Genomic DNA, 17,497 nt, shown 5'->3' with positions numbered 1-17,497 from the left:
TGAAGAAGGTGACCAGCGTTGGATAGTATCATTTCCTCCGGGTTGATCGGTCTCAGTATGGCAGCGCAATATGCGCTGATCAGCATCGGCTTCACGCTCGTCTTCGGCATCACGGGCGTCGTCAACTTCGCCCATGGTGGCTTCTACATATTGGGAGGCTACCTGGCCTATGCGCTGGGGCATTTCCTCGGCCTGCCCTACGTCGTCTCGGTTGTCGTCGCGATGGCCGCCACAGGGGTCATCGGCTACATCATCGAAGCATTGTTCGTCGAGAAATACGTGGCCGACCACCTGGCCACGATGCTGATCACGCTCGGTATCTATCTGATCATGACGGCAGGCGTGATTACCGTCTTCGGGCCCGAGCCTGCCGAGTTCAGCTTTCCGGTGTCCGGGTCTCTGCGCGGTCCGCACTTCTATATACCCTATGCCAACCTGATCGTTTTCGGTGTCTGTACAGTCGCCATCACTGCCGTCTACTTCCTGGTCTTCAAGACGCGCTATGGCATGGCCTTGCGCGCCATGGCCGACGACAGCCGCGTCGCTCGGGCGCAAGGCATCCAGCCGGCCAAGATGTTCCCGATGGCGTTCGCGATCGCCACCGCGTTGTCGGGAATGACTGGGGCGCTGGTCACGCCAATGCTGTCGCTCGAGCCGCATGGCGGCGAGGCCATTCTCACCAAGGCGTTCATCATCGTCATCCTGGGCGGCCTCGGTAGCGTGACTGGCGCCACCGTCGCGGCCTTCATCGTTGCGATGGTCGAGACCTATTCCAGCGTTTACCTCGGCGGCTCAAGGGGGGCGCTCGTCCTGTTCGTCCTCGTCGTGCTCATCCTGATGTTCCGCCCCCAGGGCCTGTTCGGCACAGTTGCAAGGAAGGCCTGACCCACGATGACATCCAACCGTCACCGCGACTTCACGCTGGACCGCCTGGGCGTCGCGCTTCTGTTCCTGCTTCCGCTCGTGCCGCTGGTCACGACGAGCCCGCTGCTCAGTTCTCTGACCTACCAGTCAGCGATTGGAGCCAGTGCGGCGCTAGCCGTCTACATCATGCTGCGCATGGGGCTGCTGTCGTTCACAGTTCCGGCCTTCATGGCGATCGGCGGCTACGCCGCCGCGATGGTCGCCAAGGCAGGGACGACGGAACTTGTGCCGCTGCTGATCGTCGCCTTCGCGGTTCCGGCCATCGCTGCGCTGCCGCTCGGCATGTTGGTGCTGCGCCTTCGCGGCGTCTACTTCATCTTCGTGACGTTCGTCTTCAACGAGATTCTCCAACTGGTGATCTTCGAGACGCCGACACTCACCGGCGGGTCTGATGGCATCGTCGGCGTGCCGCCGCCGACGCTGTTCGGAATAGTGCTGGGATCCCCTGCGCAGCAGGTGCTGGTGACCGTCGCGATTTCCCTAATCGCCGCTCTGATCACCCTTTGCGTGGTGCAGCGCTTCCGTCCCGAATTCAGCTCGATCGAGGAGAATGAGACGCTCGCGGAGAGCCTTGGCGTCGCGGCATGGAAATACCGCACGATCGGCTTTGTGGCCTCGGCCGGCGTGTCAGGCCTGGCCGGGTTTGCGCTGGTCAACATGCTCTACACCGCGCATCCGAGCTCGTTCGCCTCATGGTCGGTGAACAGCTACATTGCCTATGTGTTTGTCGGCGGACGCAACACCATGCTGGGCGTCGTCGTCGGCAGCCTGCTGCTGGTGACGATGACCAACTTCTTCAGCGGCTATGCGCACCTGTCGACCGCACTGTTCGGTGCCCTTCTGCTGACGGTGATGATGGCAGCGCCGGGCGGACTGGTCGGCACCGTCGTGCGGCTGTACGACGTGCGGCGGGCGCGTGACCGCCGCATTCCGGTCTCGGAGGTGCAGCCCGGTGTCTGATCTCGCGACAGAACATTCCGCAGGCAGCACCGGCGGCCGGGCACAGGGTGGAGGCAGCTTGCGAATCGACGGCGTCAGCAAGCAGTTCGGTGGGCTGAAGGTCTTCCACGACATTTCCTTCGAGGTGCCCCCGGGCGGCATTGTCGGCGTCATCGGGCCGAACGGCGCCGGAAAGACCACCCTGATCAACGTCATCTGCGGCATGCTAACGGCCTCCTCCGGACGCATCTTGCTGGGCGACCGGGAACTGAGCGGGCAGCCGTTCCACACCGTCAGCAGCCTGGGCGTGGTGCGCAGCTTCCAGCAGACGAACACGTTTCGCAGCGCCACGGTCGAGGAGAACCTGTTCCGGGCGCAGCGCTTCAGCGGCGACAAGGGCTCCGCCCTTCGGCTCGACAGACTGGTCGAGGAGTTCGGCCTTGCGCGTCATCTGAAGGAAGCCAGCGACAAGCTGCCCTATGGCCTCCAGAAGATGCTGGGCCTGATCATGGTGCTGATGGCACGCCCGCGCTTCCTGCTCCTCGACGAGCCGGCCGCCGGGCTGGAGCGCCGCGAACGCACCCAGGTCGACCGTTTCGTCGAGCATGCCCGCACTCTTCTCGGATGCGGCATCCTCATCGTCGAACATGACATGGACCTGGTACGGCGGCTGTGTCCGCACTGCCTCGTGCTGGAGTCGGGCCGCCTGCTGGCCGAGGGACCGCCGGCCGATGTTCTCTCCCGGCGCGACGTGATCGACGCCTATCTTGGCACCAGCGAGGAGTAGGGATGCTCGTCGTCGACAATCTGACCGTTCGTTACAGCGGCATCCTGGCGCTGCAGGAGGTCTCGATCGAGGTGAAAAAGGGCGAGACCGTGCTGCTTGTCGGCTCGAACGGAGCCGGCAAATCCAGCCTTATCAACACGGTCATCGGCCTGGTTCCGAGCGCTTCCGGCCGGATCGTCCTCAACGGAAAGGATATTTCGGCGGTGTCCTGTTCGGCCCGCGCGCAGCTCGGCATCGGCTACTCGCCCGAAGGCCGGCGCGTGTTCAGTTCGCTGACCGTCAGGGAGAACATCCTCTCCAGCACGCAAGGAATTCCGATATCCACGGCCCGGGAAAACCTGGCATGGATCGAGAAAACCTTTCCGCTTCTCGCAGAGCGCGCCAACCAACCCGCCAACCAGTTGAGCGGCGGCGAACAGCAGATCGTGGCGATTGCGCGTGCGGTGAGCAGGATGCCGAAGCTGCTTCTGCTGGACGAGCCTTTCCTAGGTCTGGCGCCAGTCTGGATCGGGCGCGTCAGCGAAACCATCCGCGAACTCCAGCGTCGCGGCACCACGATCCTGATGACGGAACAAATGGCGCGTCCGGCGCTGAAACTCGTCGACCGCGCATACATCATGCGCAATGGCCTCGTTCGCCGTAGCGGGACCGTTGCCGAAATCCGCGACTCCGCCCTGGCGGAAGAGTATCTGTAGGTCGAAACGTGCGCTCTTTTTCACGCGGCTGGGTCGCACGGGCGATCGGCCCGCCGGCGCTTGTCCTGGCGCCAGCGGCCGAGGCCCAGCAATCTCCTCAGCTACTGCGCTTCGTCATGGGTGCTTATCTGGTGAACTACACGCTAGCGTTCAGCAGATCCCCAACCACATTGCCGCGTTGTTCGCGAGCGGTCCGCTCGATACCACTGTGATGCTGCTCGTTCTCGTTCCTGCCCTTGTGCCCGCGGCGCGTCTGCTCGGCATCGACCTGGTTCACTTCGGACTGGTCGTCACCGTTAACATGATCATCGGGATGGTATCACCGCCCTAGGGCATTCCGCTCGGGTGGTGGGCAGTGTCTCGGGCGTGCCGATGCGGGACATCAGTCGCGATTGTCATCTGCCTCGTAATCCTCGTCTACGTCCACGAAATCACACTCTTCCTCCCGTGTCAGTTCGGCCTCGTCAATTGAGAATGCACCTGTAAGAGTGCGGAATTGCGCCGCTGATATATGAAGGCCAACGCTGCGCCATGCAGCGCTTTGAAGCGCCACCGGTGTTTCCCGCCTTGCTTGGTGTTTGGGAACTATCCCTCTCTGGGAGGATGGTTTGCCGTAAGGCCGGTGCTTAATCTGTAGGCAGTTGCCGATGGCATCCTGGCTGCCGGACTGTTTACGTGAGCCTAGGGCTGTGGAGCTTCGGAGTTTCCGGAGGCGCCTTATGTCTTTTCCTCGCTGTTCGAAATGAATGAATTGGAGGGCGTATGACGCTCGTGAAAAACTTGCGGCTTGAAGCACGCGAAGCCCCCCCTAGCGGCATCTATCCAGTCATCGACTATGGCCGGGGCAAGGCGGGCCTGATCCCGCTTTGGGCCGGTGAAGGCCATCTTGTGACGCCATCCTTCATTCGCGATGCGGCCGTACAGGGTCTGACCAACGGCGAGACGTTCTATACGTACCAGGCCGGCATACCTGACCTTCGCGAGGCGCTGGCGCGCTATCACACGCGCAACTTCGACCGCACCTTCTCTTCGGATGAATTCATCGTCACGGCCGGCGGCATGCACGCGATCATGCTGGCCCTGCAGGCCACGGCCGGTAAGGGCGATGAGGTGCTTTACCTGTCGCCCGCATGGCCGAATCTGCCTGCCGCCGCGGCGGTCGCCGGCGCGATTCCGGTTCCGGTTCCGCTGCGCGAGGGCAGCAATGGCTGGATCTGCGACATCGATGCGATCGAGGCCGCGGTCACGCCGCGGACCACGGCGCTGTTCCTCAACACGCCTTCGAACCCGACGGGCTGGGTCGCCAGTCATGATGATTTGCGGCAGATTTTGGAATTGGCGCGGCGTCACGGACTATGGATCATCGCCGACGAAATCTACTCGCTGTTTTCCTTCGAAGGTCGGCGCGCTCCATCCTTCTATGATGTGATGGATGCGGAGGATCGAGTCGTCTTCGTCAACACGTTTTCGAAGAACTGGGCGATGACGGGGTGGCGAGTCGGCTGGTTGAATGTCCATCCGTCACTTTCAAAAATATTTGAGAACCTCGTTCAGTGCTCCACGTCCGGTGTGCCGCAGTTCCTGCAGCGCGGCGCGATTGCCGCACTCGATGAAGGAGATGGTTTTCTCGCCGAGCAGATTTCCACCGCAAAAACCGCACGGGATGCGCTATGCAAGATTCTGAGCTGGGCCGAGGGGATACGGTTTTCCGTGCCGCAGGGCGCGTTTTACCTGTTCTTTTCGATCGACGGCCTGAAAGACTCGAAGGAGGCTGCCTTCGAGCTCGTAGACAAGGCCAACGTCGGTGTCGCTCCCGGCTCCGCGTTCGGCCGGGCCGGTAACGGATATCTCCGTATCTGTTTCCTGCGCGATCTGAAGCAGGTCGAAGAGGCAGCCAATCGGGTTGCAGATTGGGCCCGCGCTCGTTGACGAGATGGTCGATGCAGGCGCGAGCGTGGCAAGATGGGGAGTGCGAGAGGGCCTCACGCCTGCACTTTCTCAATAATTTCCCGAGCGATCTGATCCGCGACGAGATGGCTCGGGCGCATCTCTTTCCGCGACCGCTCCAGGACTTCCCGCGTGCGGTCGCCGATGCGGTCGATAGCGCGTTCCACGTCCTCCAAAGCGCTGCCGCCGAAATATTCCGCCGTGACCACGATGATGCCGCCGGCATTGATCACATAGTCTGGGGCATAGGTGATGCCGCGTTCGAACAGAATCTGGCCGGCGTCGTCGTTAGCGATCTGGTTGTTGGCTCCGCCCGCTACGATCCGCGCGCGCATACCCGCCGCGATGTCCTCGGTGATCGCGCCGCCGAGCGCGCAGGGCGCCAGCACGTCGGCGTCGACTAGCAGGATATCGTCCACCGACGCGCGCTCCGCGCCGAAAAGATCGCATGCCGCCTCCACACGGTCGGCGGCGATGTCCGCGACCGTGAGCCTGGCGCCGAGCGCCCGGAGCTCCCGGCAAAGATTGAAGCCGACTCCGCCGAGACCCTGCACCGCGACGTGCAGATTTTCGATGTCCGTGCGCCCGAGACCATGCCCGGCAGCGCTTTCAATTCCGACGCGCACGCCGTGCGCTGTAAAGGGCGAGGGGTCGCCGCCGACGCCGCCCAGCATCTCGAAGCCCGAGGCGTAGCTGGTGTTCTCGGCGACGACAGCCATGTCGGCTTCGCTCACGCCGACATCCTCGGCGGTGATGTAGGTTCCTCCAAGCGATTCGACCGCTTCGCCGAATGCCTGAAACACCGCCTTGCGCCGGCTCTCGGGAACCGGCCCCAAGATGACGGCTTTGCCGCCGCCCATTGGCAGGCCCGCGACCGCGTTCTTGTAGGACATTCCCCTCGAGAGCCGGAGGGCATCCGAAAGCGCCCGCTCGGGCGCATCGTAGCTCCAGAGCCTGCATCCGCCCGCCGCCGGTCCGAGCGCAGTGGAATGGATCGCGATGAAAGCACGCAGCCCCGACTGCTTATGGAAGACGCTAACGACGCGTTCGTGACCGTCGAAACCGGGATTCTGGAACATGGAGCTGAGGTTCCCCTATTGGGCCTTGAATTGGCTACGAATGCTCGGTGGACTGTTCCAATCTAGCCCTTGAAGCCCCAGAATTGGCTTTTTATTTTTGAGTGTTTTCTGCCGATTTCAGTCGAATCTTTGGTGATTGTTCGATTTTACAGATGATTGTTCCCCATTTGTAATAAGCTGAAAAATGGATTGCGGGAGAGGTAGCAACGATCAGCCAGGCGACAGTCGCGCATCCCACCGCCGGGCGGCTGCCCTGATAATTGCGTCAGCAGTAGCCGTCGAACGGGTGCCGAACGACGGACTTGTGGACCCAGTGCACGAGCGTCGTCATATCGAACACCGGCCGGCCCGTCGCCTGCTGGATCGACGCCGCGTAGGGAGGCAGGTCACTGCATTGCAGGAGGATCACGCCGATCTCCGGATGCTCCCTGACAAAGTTTTGCGCCAGGCCGACGAGTTCCTGCTCCAGTCTGCGGCTGTTGAAGTGGCCGGTGCCTTCAACGATGTTCCGGAATTCGGGCAGATCCCGCGCTTCGCACAGAACCATCCTATCGGGATCGGCAATGGAGACCTGATCGAGCACCCGGTCTGTGATGGCAGACCTCACCGCACAGATCACTCCAACCTTCCGGTTAGGTCCGATCGAGGCGGCCAGAAGGGGGACGTGCATCATGATCGACATGAATGTCGGTACGCCAAACGCGGCGGCTGCTTCCTTCTGATAGTTCGCGAAGGAGCCGCATGCGCCGACAATGGCCCGCACGCCGAGACGAACAAGTTTCTGACCTGCCTTTGCAATGCTCGGCATCACTTCGGGATTGGCCGCCGCCAGCATCTTGAAGGTCACGCCCTCGACCACCTCCGGCAGGACTGGGAAACCATAGGTCATGCCGTTGACGACGTTGCCGGGCAGCATCGGATAGTGCGAATCGATGCAGAGCACGCCGACGGAAAAGCCGCCGATCGCGCGCCCTTTGGGCACGCCATGATCCTCGTCCAGTTGATGAGAGCCATAGAGGTAACCATCCGACTTCATGTCAGTTCATCCTGCTGTCGACATCAATGGCGTCGATCCGCGCGGCGTGCCGTCCACGCTGGCGCATATTCTGTTGTATCAGAATAAGGACGGGCGGTTCGTGCTGTCAATGCCAACCCGCAATGCGACGCACCCGATATGGGAACCGATTCCGGTGCGGAATGTGATCCTTCACGACAAATCATTGCCTCCGCCGCCATTTCGAGGTCACGGACAATCGCGGCCTCGGTTGCGTTGCCGTCGCGGCGGACCAGGCCTTCGATGACCGCATCGTGCGTGGCCAGAGCCGAGGCGCGGTCTCGGATGGTCGGATTGTGGTGCAGCGCCGGCCCGGTCCGGACCCAGAGGTTTTCGATCATAGCTAGCAGGGCAGGCCGTTCCGCCTCGGCATAGATGGTGAAATGGAAGTGATAGTTTTCCTCCAGATAGTCATGCGTGCGGCCTAACCTGCCCATCTGGCGATTGCTTGCCCTCAGGGTCCGGATCGTCTCCGCCGACACGTTCGTCGCGGCGTGCCGACCGGCCAGACCTTCGAGGCGCTGCCTGATCTCCAGCAACTCGCGAAACTCCGATGCCGTCGGCACGCGCAGATGAAATCCGCTCTGCGGACGTCCCTCGAAGACGCCGTCGGCTTCCAGCCGCTTCAGCGCATCGCGCACCGGCTGCACACTCGTGCCGAACTGCTGCGCCAGCGACCGGCTGGTCAGCGTGGTTCCGGGTTCGACCATACCGCTCATCAGCCCCTGCCGCATGAGCCGGTAAACCTGCCGCTCCACGGGGTCGGGCGCCGCGAGGTCGACGGCTCCCAGCACGGGTGCGAACGCCCGGTTGCGGCCACGGCGACCTTTGGCGGAAGATTGACTATTCATCCAGACCTTATCCCAGAGCTACGAATTTCTGCAATATCAGATTGACACGCCCGACCCTGTCATGGCTATTATTGCTATATCAGAAAAAGCGGATAACCGCGAGTTGGAACAGGGAATGGGAACAGACAATCGATCGGCAGCATCGCGCGTGCTCGTCACCGCGGGTGGCGGCGGGGCAGGGCGGGGGATCGCCACGCACTTCCACGCAGCCGGCGCAAAAGTATTGGCGTGCGACGTGGATACCGCCGGGATTCGCTCGCTTGAGGCCGAGTGCCCTGGCTTGCTCGGTATTGTGGCCGATGCTGGCGATGAGGCGTCCGTGCAACGGGCTTTTGATGCTGCCGTCGGCCATATGGGCGGCGTGGACGTTCTGGTGAACAATGTCGGCATTGCCGGCCCGACCGCCGCGGCGGAGGATGTGACGCTCGACCAGTGGAACGAGTCGCTCAGGGTCAACCTGACCAGTCATTTCCTGTTTGCCCGCGCCGTCATTCCCGCGATGAAGGCGCAGGGCAGCGGCCTGATCGTCAACATCTCCTCGGGCAGCGCCAAGGTCGGCCTGCCGCTCCGCCTGCCTTACGTCGTCACTAAAGGCGCCGTCCTGTCGATGAGCATGAACCTCGCGCGCGAGCTCGGCCCCTTCGGCATTCGCGTCAACGCCATCCTGCCGGGCGCCATCAAGGGCGCGCGCGTCGACCGCGTCATCAAGGCGAAGGCCGAGGCGCTGGGGATCGATCCGGCCGACTACGAGCGCTCGCTGCTCCGCTACATCTCCATGCGCACCATGGTCGACCCCGAGGATGTCGCGGCGATGATCAGCTTCCTGGCGTCGCCGGCCGGCAGCCGCATCAGCGGGCAATCCATCGGCGTCGACGGCAACATCGAGTGGGAAGAATAAATGGCACGCAAAGTAGCGATTGTCGGAACGGGGTTGATCGGGCGCGGCTGGGCGACGGCCTTTACGCGGGGCGGCTGGGAAGTCGCGCTCTGGGACCAGGACGAGAAGGCGGCGCACCTTGCTGCAAACGCCGTAGCCGCTTCCATCAGGGACCTCGCGGCGGCGGGCCTGCTCAGCGAGCCCGATGATGCGATTGCAAGGGTAAAGGTCGCCGCCACGCTCGCGGAAGCGTTCAAAGGTGCCGACTATGCTCAGGAAAATGTCCCGGAACGCGTTGCCATCAAACACGACATGTTCCTGGCCATGGACGCGGTCGCCGAGCCGCATACGCTGATCGGTTCTTCAACCAGCAGCATCGCGGGCAGCCATTTCCTTGCGGATGTGCCGGGGAAAGCCCGCTGCATGGTCGTTCACCCCGCCAACCCGCCGCATCTCATGCGGGTGGTCGAGATTGTCCCTTCGCCCTGGCACGATGCCGCGACAGTCCACGCGATTTCCGACCTCGTCAGTTCGATCGGACAGGTTCCGGTCGTGGTTCATCAGGAGATCGTCGGCTTCGTGATGAACCGGCTGCAGACCGCCGTCATCAACGAGGCGATCGCACTGGTCCAGCGCGGCGTCGTCGATCCTGCCGGCATCGACGCGATCATGAAGCATAGCATCGGCATGCGCTGGGCGATTATGGGACCATTCGAGACCATGGACCTCAACGCGCCTAACGGCTTTCTCGACTACGCGACGCGCTATGGCGAGGTGTTCCGGCAAATGGGTGAAGATCTAACCGTCGCCGAGCCATGGCAAAGCGCCATCCTGGACCGCATTGAGCGGGTGCGTCGCGCCGAAGTTCCGCAAGACGAACTCGGCGCCCGGACACAGTGGCGCGACCGTGCGCTGATGCAAATCCTAGAACTGAAGACAACCCTGGAAACGGACAATCGGAGACAGTCTGCGTGAACAACAAGGTCATCATCACCTGCGCGGTCACGGGCGGCATCCACACGCCGACGATGTCGCCGCATCTGCCGATCACGCCCAGCGAAATCGCCGCATCAGCGATCGAGGCAGCAGAGGCGGGCGCCGCGATCATTCATCTGCATGCACGCGACCCCGAGACCGGCAAGCCGACGCAGAATCCAGACCTGTTCATGGAGTTCCTGCCGCGCATCAAGCAGTCGACCAATGCGGTGCTCAATCTCACCACAGGGGGTGGTTTGGGCATGACGCTGGTGGAACGCCTGGCTCCGGCGCATCGCGCGCAGCCGGAAGTCACCAGCCTCAACATGGGTTCGATGAATTTCTCGGTCGCGCAACTCGCCGAGAAGCAGGAGACCTGGAAGTTTGATTGGGAGAAACCGTACCTCGAAAATTCGTGGAAATCGATCTATCCCAATACTTTCGAGATGATCGAGCGGGTGATGATCGACGTCGGTCAGGCCTATGACACGCGCTTTGAGTTCGAGTGCTACGATATCGGCCATCTCTACAATCTGAAGCAGTTCGTGGATCGCCGATTAGTGAAGCCGCCCTTCTTCATCCAGGGCATCTTCGGGATTTCGGGCGGCATCGGCGCAGATCTCGACAATCTGATGTACTTCAAGCAGAAAGCCGACCAGTTGTTCGGGTCGGACTACAAGCTTTCGGCGTTTGGCATTGGCCGCGCGCAGATGTCCTTCCTTACCATGGCGGCGCTCCTGGGCGGCAACGTTCGTGTCGGCCTGGAGGATTCGCTGTTCATAGGCCGCCGCAAACTTGCCTCGTCGAACGCCGAGCAGGTCAGCAAGATCCGCCGCATCCTCGAGGAACTTGGGAAGGAAATCGCCACGCCCGAAGAGGCACGCCAAATCCTCGGCCTGAAAGGTGGCGACCGCGTAGCGTTCTAGCAGATGAAGGAAATGGCGACATGGAAGACCGCACGGGCACATCGTCGACACTGAAGCCGCGGATCGATGCGCCGCCGCCATATCGCGATCCCTCAGGCGCGGGCCGCATTTCCTCGACCCACCCGGCCCCTTGCCTCATGACGTACAGGACTGGCGATCACGATGCGGTTTGCGATTGATACTGGCGGCACGTTCACCGACCTGGTCGTCGAGGACGACGGCGGCGAATGTCATCTGTTCAAGGCGAGGACGACGCCGGCCGATCCGATTGCCGGCGTGCTCGATGCGCTCGCCGCCGCCGCCGAGGGGTTCGGCATTTCGCAGGCCGAACTCCTGTCCAGGGGCCAAGTGCTGGTTCATGGCACGACTCATGCGATCAACGCGATCATCACCGGACGTACGGCCCGCACGGCGTTGATCACGACGGCCGGGCATGGCGATGTGCTGGTGCTGCGCGAAGGTGGTCGCACCGACCCGTTCAACTTCACCGAGCCTTATCCGCAGCCTTACGTGCCACGGCGGCTGACCTTCGAGGTGCCGGAGCGCATTCGCCACGACGGCTTCGTCCTCGAACCGCTCGACGAAGCCGCGGTGATCGCGGTGATCGAGACGCTCAAGGCGCAGTTGGTCGAGGCCGTGGCGGTGTGCCTGCTATGGTCGATCGTCAATCCGGCGCATGAAGAGCGGGTCGGCGCGCTTCTCGCCCAGCATTTGCCGGGCATCCCGTTCACCCTGTCGCATCGCCTCAATCCCTCGATCCGCGAGTTCCGCAGGGCCTCATCCGCCGCCATTGATGCGTCGCTGAAGCCGATGATGGGCGACTACATGCGCAATCTAGATGTTTAGTCCCGGCATTTGCTGGAGCGGATTGAGGGTGAATCGTTCGGGCTCTTTTGTCCAGGCCCTACAGATGAACTCGTAGGGTGTGAGGCCTTTGAGGGTTTTGAGCCGCTTAGCGAAGTTGTAGGCGGTGACGAAATCGGTGAGATGGCTGCGCAGCTCGTTGTGGCTCTCGTAGTGGAAGCGCTTGACGGTCGCATCTTTGATGGTGCGGTTCATGCGCTCGACCTGCCCATTGGTCCAAGGATGCCTAGGCTTGGTGAGGCGGTGATCGATGTTGTTGCGAGCGCAGGCCGCGACGAAGGCATGGGCCCAGAAGGGTTCCTTCCGCTCGATCTTCTCCTTGATGTCGGCTGCGGTCCAACTCTCACCGCTTGGGTCGGTGAAGTGGATGCCGTTGTCCGTAAGAACAGTGTGGATCTTGTAGGGGACAGTTTTGATGAGATTCCGCAGGAACTCGGCTGCAACGCGGGTTGGAACGCGCACGTGCAATTCGGTATAGGCGAACTTCGAGGTTCGATCGATCGCCACGAGGAGATAGAGCTTGCCTTCCGCGGTGCGGACTTCGGCGATGTCGATATGGAAGTAGCCGATTGGGTAGGCCTTGAATTTGCGTTTGATGCCTTTGCCGTCCTCCACGTCCGGCAGCCGCGAGATGCCGTGGCGCTGAAGACAGCGATGAAGTGATGAGCGGGTCAGATGCGGGATCGTGGCCTGCAGGGCATAGAGACAGTCGTCGAGGGGCAGCAGCGTGTGCTTGCGAAAGGCGACGATGATTGCCTCGTCCTCAGGCGACAAGGACGTGGACTTCGGCTCCGATGGCCCGGTCTTGAGATCGGCGACGGAGCCCCGCTTCTTCCATTTGGCCACAGTCTTGGGATTGATCCCGTAGCGCTTTGAGAGCGCCCTCAGGCTCGCTTGACTATTTTGTATTGCTCGACGGATCGCCTCTGTCGTTGTGGCGCTGCCGTGAAGAACCTGATGTGGTGGACGGCCTCCGCTCCCGGCATCGCAATGTGCCAAAGTGTGGCTGTCGAAAGTCCACATGAGGGAGAGCCGTCCATGAAGAAGGTTAGCACAATCGGTCTGGATATCGCCAAGCACGTCTTTCAGGTGCACGGTGTTGACGCGGAAGGTGCAGTTGTCATCCGCCGGAAGCTGCGCCGCGACGATATCGTGTCCTTTTTCAAAAGATTGCCGCCGTGCCTCGTCGGTATCGAGGCTTGCGCGAGCGGACATCATTGGGCGCGGGTCCTAGTCAGGCTCGGCCATGAGGTTCGACTGATGCCCGCTTCTTACGTGAAGCCTTATGTTAAGCGGCAGAAGAACGATGTGACGGACGCAGAGGCGATCTGCGAAGCGGTGACGCGGCCCACGATGCGTTTCGTTCCGGTAAAGAGCGAGCAACAGCAGAGTTTGCTGATGCTGCACCGGGTGCGCGAACTTTTGATCCGTCAGCGGACCATGCTGGTAAACGCCTTGCGAGGCCACCTGGCTGAGTTTGGGATCGTCACGCGCCAGGGTATCGCCGGTGTCGGCACGCTGATTGCGCTGGTTGAGGAAGATCACGATCTCCTGCCGGCACTTGCTCGAGTAGCTCTTCTCCCTCTCATCGAACAGTTGCGAGAGGTTGACGAGAAGGTAGCTGGGCTGGATCGCCAGATCCACCGCTGGCACCGCTCGAACGAACTGAGCCGGCGACTGGAGACCATTCCTGGAATTGGCCCGATCACCGCGAGCGCGATCGCTACGACCATCACTGACGTGTCGCTGTTCAAATCCGGCAGACAGCTTGCAGCCTGGCTCGGCCTTGTCCCGCGGCAGAACTCATCAGGCGGCAAGGAGCGTCTTGGGCGGATCAGCAAGCAAGGCGATCCTTACATCCGTCGGCTTCTCATCATCGGAGCGCACGCCGTTCTTCGCTACAGTCAGAAGGCAAAAGCGACGTCGACGCAATGGGCGGCCGGCATGCTCGCGAAGAAGCCCTACAATGTCGTTGCAGTCGCGCTCGCAAACAAGATGGCCAGGATCGCCTGGGCGGTGATGACAACCGGAAAGAAATTCGACCCTGCTGCCAAGTAGAAGAACCGCCGGCGATTACAGATTGGTGAGGTGCTGATGGTGTGATGACGAACGGTCGAGCCGGGGTCGGGACAATCCGTTATGGGCCATGCGCCAACAGCTCGCGAACCTGAAAGGAACCCGATCCGCGGACTTCATCAGGGCCCGCGGCATCAACGCGCCGCAATCAGAGGCCGTATACATGCCTGCACCCGACCAACTCGTCAGAAACGCCGAAAAAGCCCTTGCCACGCGGAGGCCATCCATACATGTCCCATAGCGCATCCTTCCATTGCTTGGAAAATAATGCACCATCAAACCCTGGGATCAAACATCTAGAGCGTCGGGTGAAGGACGCGGGCTTCAACGGACGCACCCTCGTCGTCACATCGCAAGCCGGCGTCATCGATGCGGTCGATGCGGCGGAGGCGCCCATCCACATCGTCAATTCCGGCCCGTCCATGGCACCGCTTGCAGGGCGGTACTTCGCCAGGCTCGAACAGGAATTTCCGAGCGCCATCGTGGCCGATACGGGCGGAACCACTTACGACGTCAGCCTTGTGCGCCGCGGCCATATCCCGACATCGCGTGAGACGTGGATCGGACAGCCGCATCGCGGCACCATGATCGGCTTCCCTTGGGTCGACGTGAAAAGCGTCGGCGCCGGCGGCGGTTCGATCGCCTGGATCGATGCCGGCGGGCTGCTGCATGTCGGCCCGAAGAGCGCGGGCGCGGTTCCTGGTCCCGCGGCGTACGGCCGGGGAGGCGTGGAGCCGACGGTCACCGATGCCTCGCTCGCGCTCGGACACCTCGACCCGGACTACTTCCTTGGCGGCTCGATGAAACTCGACCGCGGCCTCGCCGAGACGGCGATCCGGGAGAAGATCGCGGGACCGCTTGGCCTCGATGTGGCGGCGGCGGCCGACGCGATCGTGACGATCGCCACCGAGAACATGGTGCAGGCGATCGTGGACATCACCGTGAATCAGGGCATCGATCCGCGCGAGGCCGTACTCGTGGGCGGCGGCGGCGCGGCCGGTCTCAACTCGGTGCGGATCGCACGGCGGCTCGGCTGCGGGACGCTGATCATGCCGGAGATAGGCGCGGCGCTGTCGGCCGCGGGGGCGATGATGTCCGATCTTGAAGGCCGAATACTCCGCCGCCTTCTTCGTCTCGACCGCCGCCTTCGATTTCGCCGGCGCGGCGCGCACGATCGAAGCGTTGAAGGCCCGGTGCCGCGCCTTCATCGCCGGTCCGGGCGCGGGCGCTGTTGAAAGCACGATCAGCCTGAAGGTGGATGCCCGCTATTCGACCCAGGTCTGGGAAATCGAGGTGCCGGTCCGCAATGGGGAACTGACCAGCGCCGCGGACGTCGCGGCTTTCGTGGCCGATTTCCACAGGGCTCATGAAGAACTCTTCGCCTTCTCCGATCCGGCGTCTCCCGTCGTCATCATCGGCTGGTCGGCGGAAGTGTCGTGCCGCTTCAACAAGACGGCAGGGCTGCGGTTGGCGATCGAGCGCACCGCGACGGAACGCCCGTCGCGGCAGGCCTATTTCGTCCGGACCGGCTGGACCGAGGTTCCGGTGCGGCAATTCGCGGCGCTCGCGACGGGCGAGACGCTAATGGGCCCCGCGATCGTCGAAAACTCCTTCACCACCGTCGTCGTCGATCCCGGCGCGGTCGCCACGCGCCGTGCCTCGGGAAGCCTTGTCATAGAAATAGGATCCGCCTGATGACCGCAGCAAGCGAGAACAGCGGATTGCCACAGGTCGACAGCGTCAGCCTCGCGCTGTTCAACCGCCGTTTCGAGGGCGTCGCCCGCAAGATGGCGAACACGCTGCTGCGCACCGGCCGGTCTGGCGTGCTCAACATCGCCCGCGATTTCTCGTGCTGCATCCTGACCGCCGATGCCGATCTGCTGGTGACGAATGAGGGGTTGCCGATCCACGTCCTGTCGGGGCCGGACATCATGGCCCGCACGATGGTCGCGTTTTCCCCGGTCTTGAAGCGAGGCGACGCGTTCCTCAACAACTCGCCCTACCACGGCTGCAGCCATGCCGCCGACCACACCATACTTGTACCGGTGATCGACGATGACGGACGCCACCGCTTCACCGTGCTCGCCAAGGCGCACCAGGCCGACATCGGCAACTCCATCCCGACCACCTATCACGGCTCGGCGAAGGATGTTTACGAGGAAGGAGCCCTGATCTTTCCGTCGGTCAAGGTTCAGGAGAATTTCGAGACCGACCAGGACTTCGTGCGCATGTGCCGGATGCGCATTCGCGTGCCCGACCAGTGGTGGGGCGATTTCCTCGCCATGGTAGGGGCGGCGCGCATCGGCGAACAGGAGATCATGGCGATGGCGCGCGAAGTCGGCTGGGACACGCTCACCAGCTTCGCCGCCAACTGGCTCGACTATTCCGAGCGGCGCATGGTGGAGGCGATCCGCGCATTGCCGGCCGGCACGGCACGGCGGTCCAGCACGCACGATCCTTTCCCGGGCACGCCGGAAGAGGGGATTGTCGTCAATGTGGCGGTCGAGATCGACCCTGCCGGTGCGCGCATCGGCGTCGACCTTACCGACAATATCGACTGCCTGCCGTGCGGGCTAAACCTTTCGGAATCCTGCTCCCGCACTTCGGCCATGGTCGGCATCTTCAATTCGATCGAGCACTCCGTGCCGAAGAATGCGGGATCGCTGCGCCGGATCGACCTGAAGCTGCGCGAAAATTGCGTCGTCGGCATTCCGCGTCATCCGACCTCGACCTCGGTCGCGACGACGAACGTCGCGGACCGTGTGGCGAACGCGGTGCAGGCGTCCATCGCCGAAATCGCCGAGGGCGCGGGCATGGCGGAATGCGGCGCGATCATTCCGCCGGCTGTCGGCGTCATTTCCGGCATGGACCCGAAGTCGCGCGAACCGTTCGTCAACCAGATCTTCCTCGGCATGACAGGCGGCGCGGGTTCGCCCCGCGCCGATGCGTGGATGACCATCGGGCACGTCGGCAACGCCGGACTCTGCAATCTCGACAGCGTCGAACTCGACGAGTTGCGGCAGCCGATACACGTCTATTCGCGCAAGCTGCTGCCGAACACGGAAGGGGCGGGAAAATTCCGCGGCGCGCCGTCGATCGCCGTCGAGTTCGGCCCGGTCGGTTGTGACATCGATGTCGGCTATGTGAGCGACGGCATGGTGAACGCCGCGCAGGGTGTGCGTGGAGGCGGGGTTGGCGGCGGCGCCAACCAGTTCCGCCTGCTTCCCGACGGACGGCGCGAACAGCTCGAATCCTGTGCGCAGGTGAGGATGCGCGACGGCGAGCGCCTGCTTTCGATTTCGTGCGGCGGTGGCGGTTATGGGTCACCCTCCGAACGCGACATGGACATGGTCGCGTTCGATGTCGCCGAAGGCTGGATAACGCCCGAGCGGGCGGAAGCAGTCTACCGGACAAAACTCGCGGCGGACGGCTCGCCGGATCGCGAGGCTACTCGAGCACTGCGGGCAGATGGGAATTCCTGAACAACGAAAACGGCTCATCCA

The 17,497-nt window shown here is 62.6% G+C and carries 18 protein-coding genes; 14 read left to right on the top strand and 4 right to left on the bottom strand.

Features of this window, described 5'->3' with window-relative positions; genetic code table 11:
* Positions 1–18 precede the first annotated feature (18 nt).
* The 6 genes from LB558_RS06735 to LB558_RS06710 all read left to right on the top strand — a co-directional run bounded on the left by LB558_RS06735 (position 19) and on the right by LB558_RS06710 (position 5,274).
* Positions 19–885, top strand: a complete 867-nt coding sequence (locus LB558_RS06735; protein WP_224696816.1) for a branched-chain amino acid ABC transporter permease — start codon at positions 19–21, stop codon at positions 883–885.
* A gap of 6 nt (positions 886–891) precedes the next feature.
* Positions 892–1,884, top strand: coding sequence for a branched-chain amino acid ABC transporter permease (locus LB558_RS06730; RefSeq protein ID WP_224696815.1), 993 nt, complete (start codon positions 892–894; stop codon positions 1,882–1,884).
* The gene (locus LB558_RS06725) at positions 1,877–2,650 is read left to right on the top strand and encodes an ABC transporter ATP-binding protein (RefSeq protein WP_224696814.1); all 774 of its coding nucleotides are present in this window, start codon (positions 1,877–1,879) and stop codon (positions 2,648–2,650) included. Before LB558_RS06730 ends, LB558_RS06725 begins: the two co-directional genes overlap by 8 nt.
* A 2-nt stretch (positions 2,651–2,652) precedes the next feature.
* Complete coding sequence (locus LB558_RS06720; protein ID WP_224696813.1) at positions 2,653–3,345, top strand: ABC transporter ATP-binding protein; 693 nt, start codon at positions 2,653–2,655, stop codon at positions 3,343–3,345.
* The gene (locus LB558_RS33120; protein ID WP_224696812.1) at positions 3,275–3,676 is read left to right on the top strand and encodes a TRAP transporter large permease subunit; all 402 of its coding nucleotides are present in this window, start codon (positions 3,275–3,277) and stop codon (positions 3,674–3,676) included. Before LB558_RS06720 ends, LB558_RS33120 begins: the two co-directional genes overlap by 71 nt.
* A gap of 431 nt (positions 3,677–4,107) precedes the next feature.
* Positions 4,108–5,274: a pyridoxal phosphate-dependent aminotransferase gene (locus LB558_RS06710; RefSeq protein ID WP_224696811.1), complete on the top strand. Its 1,167-nt coding sequence runs from the start codon at positions 4,108–4,110 to the stop codon at positions 5,272–5,274.
* A 53-nt stretch (positions 5,275–5,327) separates the two neighbouring features.
* On the opposite strand, the gene LB558_RS06705 is transcribed toward LB558_RS06710, so the two are convergent.
* The 3 genes from LB558_RS06705 to LB558_RS06695 form a co-directional block, all read right to left on the bottom strand.
* A complete protein-coding gene (locus LB558_RS06705; protein WP_224696810.1) occupies positions 5,328–6,371 on the bottom strand; it encodes a Glu/Leu/Phe/Val family dehydrogenase in 1,044 nt (347 codons plus the stop codon).
* Between the two features lie 265 nt (positions 6,372–6,636).
* Positions 6,637–7,407: an aspartate/glutamate racemase family protein gene (locus tag LB558_RS06700; protein WP_224696809.1), complete on the bottom strand. Its 771-nt coding sequence runs from the start codon at positions 7,405–7,407 to the stop codon at positions 6,637–6,639.
* Positions 7,408–7,430: 23 nt separating this feature from the next.
* Positions 7,431–8,276 (bottom strand): GntR family transcriptional regulator, encoded by an 846-nt coding sequence (locus tag LB558_RS06695; RefSeq protein ID WP_224696808.1) that lies wholly within the window; start codon positions 8,274–8,276, stop codon positions 7,431–7,433.
* 148 nt (positions 8,277–8,424) lie between these two features.
* Here LB558_RS06695 and LB558_RS06690 point away from each other — a divergent pair, with 148 nt between their 5' ends.
* From LB558_RS06690 to LB558_RS06675, 4 genes are all read left to right on the top strand, one after another.
* Positions 8,425–9,174: an SDR family oxidoreductase gene (locus LB558_RS06690; protein WP_224696807.1), complete on the top strand. Its 750-nt coding sequence runs from the start codon at positions 8,425–8,427 to the stop codon at positions 9,172–9,174.
* Positions 9,175–10,128 (top strand): 3-hydroxyacyl-CoA dehydrogenase, encoded by a 954-nt coding sequence (locus LB558_RS06685; RefSeq protein WP_224696806.1) that lies wholly within the window; start codon positions 9,175–9,177, stop codon positions 10,126–10,128. It abuts the gene before it with no gap.
* Positions 10,125–11,054, top strand: coding sequence for a 3-keto-5-aminohexanoate cleavage protein (locus LB558_RS06680; RefSeq protein ID WP_224696805.1), 930 nt, complete (start codon positions 10,125–10,127; stop codon positions 11,052–11,054). Before LB558_RS06685 ends, LB558_RS06680 begins: the two co-directional genes overlap by 4 nt.
* A gap of 162 nt (positions 11,055–11,216) precedes the next feature.
* Positions 11,217–11,900 carry a hydantoinase/oxoprolinase N-terminal domain-containing protein gene (locus LB558_RS06675; protein WP_224696804.1) on the top strand — a complete coding sequence of 228 codons (684 nt, stop codon included), beginning with the start codon at positions 11,217–11,219 and terminating at the stop codon, positions 11,898–11,900.
* On the opposite strand, the gene LB558_RS06670 is transcribed toward LB558_RS06675, so the two are convergent.
* Positions 11,889–12,806 carry an IS481 family transposase gene (locus tag LB558_RS06670; protein ID WP_412033448.1) on the bottom strand — a complete coding sequence of 306 codons (918 nt, stop codon included), beginning with the start codon at positions 12,804–12,806 and terminating at the stop codon, positions 11,889–11,891. The two genes, LB558_RS06675 and LB558_RS06670, sit on opposite strands and share 12 nt — an antisense overlap.
* Positions 12,807–12,956: 150 nt before the next feature.
* Here LB558_RS06670 and LB558_RS06665 point away from each other — a divergent pair, with 150 nt between their 5' ends.
* The 4 genes from LB558_RS06665 (at position 12,957) to LB558_RS06650 (ending at position 17,476) form a co-directional block, all read left to right on the top strand.
* Positions 12,957–13,976, top strand: a complete 1,020-nt coding sequence (locus LB558_RS06665) for an IS110 family transposase (protein WP_224696803.1) — start codon at positions 12,957–12,959, stop codon at positions 13,974–13,976.
* A 248-nt stretch (positions 13,977–14,224) separates the two neighbouring features.
* Complete coding sequence (locus tag LB558_RS06660) at positions 14,225–15,229, top strand: hydantoinase/oxoprolinase family protein (RefSeq protein ID WP_224696802.1); 1,005 nt, start codon at positions 14,225–14,227, stop codon at positions 15,227–15,229.
* A complete protein-coding gene (locus LB558_RS06655) occupies positions 15,177–15,689 on the top strand; it encodes a hypothetical protein (RefSeq protein ID WP_224696801.1) in 513 nt (170 codons plus the stop codon). The genes LB558_RS06660 and LB558_RS06655 overlap by 53 nt, the downstream gene beginning before the upstream one ends.
* Positions 15,689–17,476: a hydantoinase B/oxoprolinase family protein gene (locus LB558_RS06650; RefSeq protein WP_224696800.1), complete on the top strand. Its 1,788-nt coding sequence runs from the start codon at positions 15,689–15,691 to the stop codon at positions 17,474–17,476. Before LB558_RS06655 ends, LB558_RS06650 begins: the two co-directional genes overlap by 1 nt.
* The last annotated feature ends 21 nt before the right edge of the window (positions 17,477–17,497 follow it).

Origin of the sequence: Mesorhizobium sp. CO1-1-8, assembly GCF_020164875.1 — a bacterium.
Taxonomy (GTDB): Bacteria; Pseudomonadota; Alphaproteobacteria; order Rhizobiales; family Rhizobiaceae; genus Mesorhizobium.
This window is presented reverse-complemented; position numbering and strand designations above follow the sequence as displayed.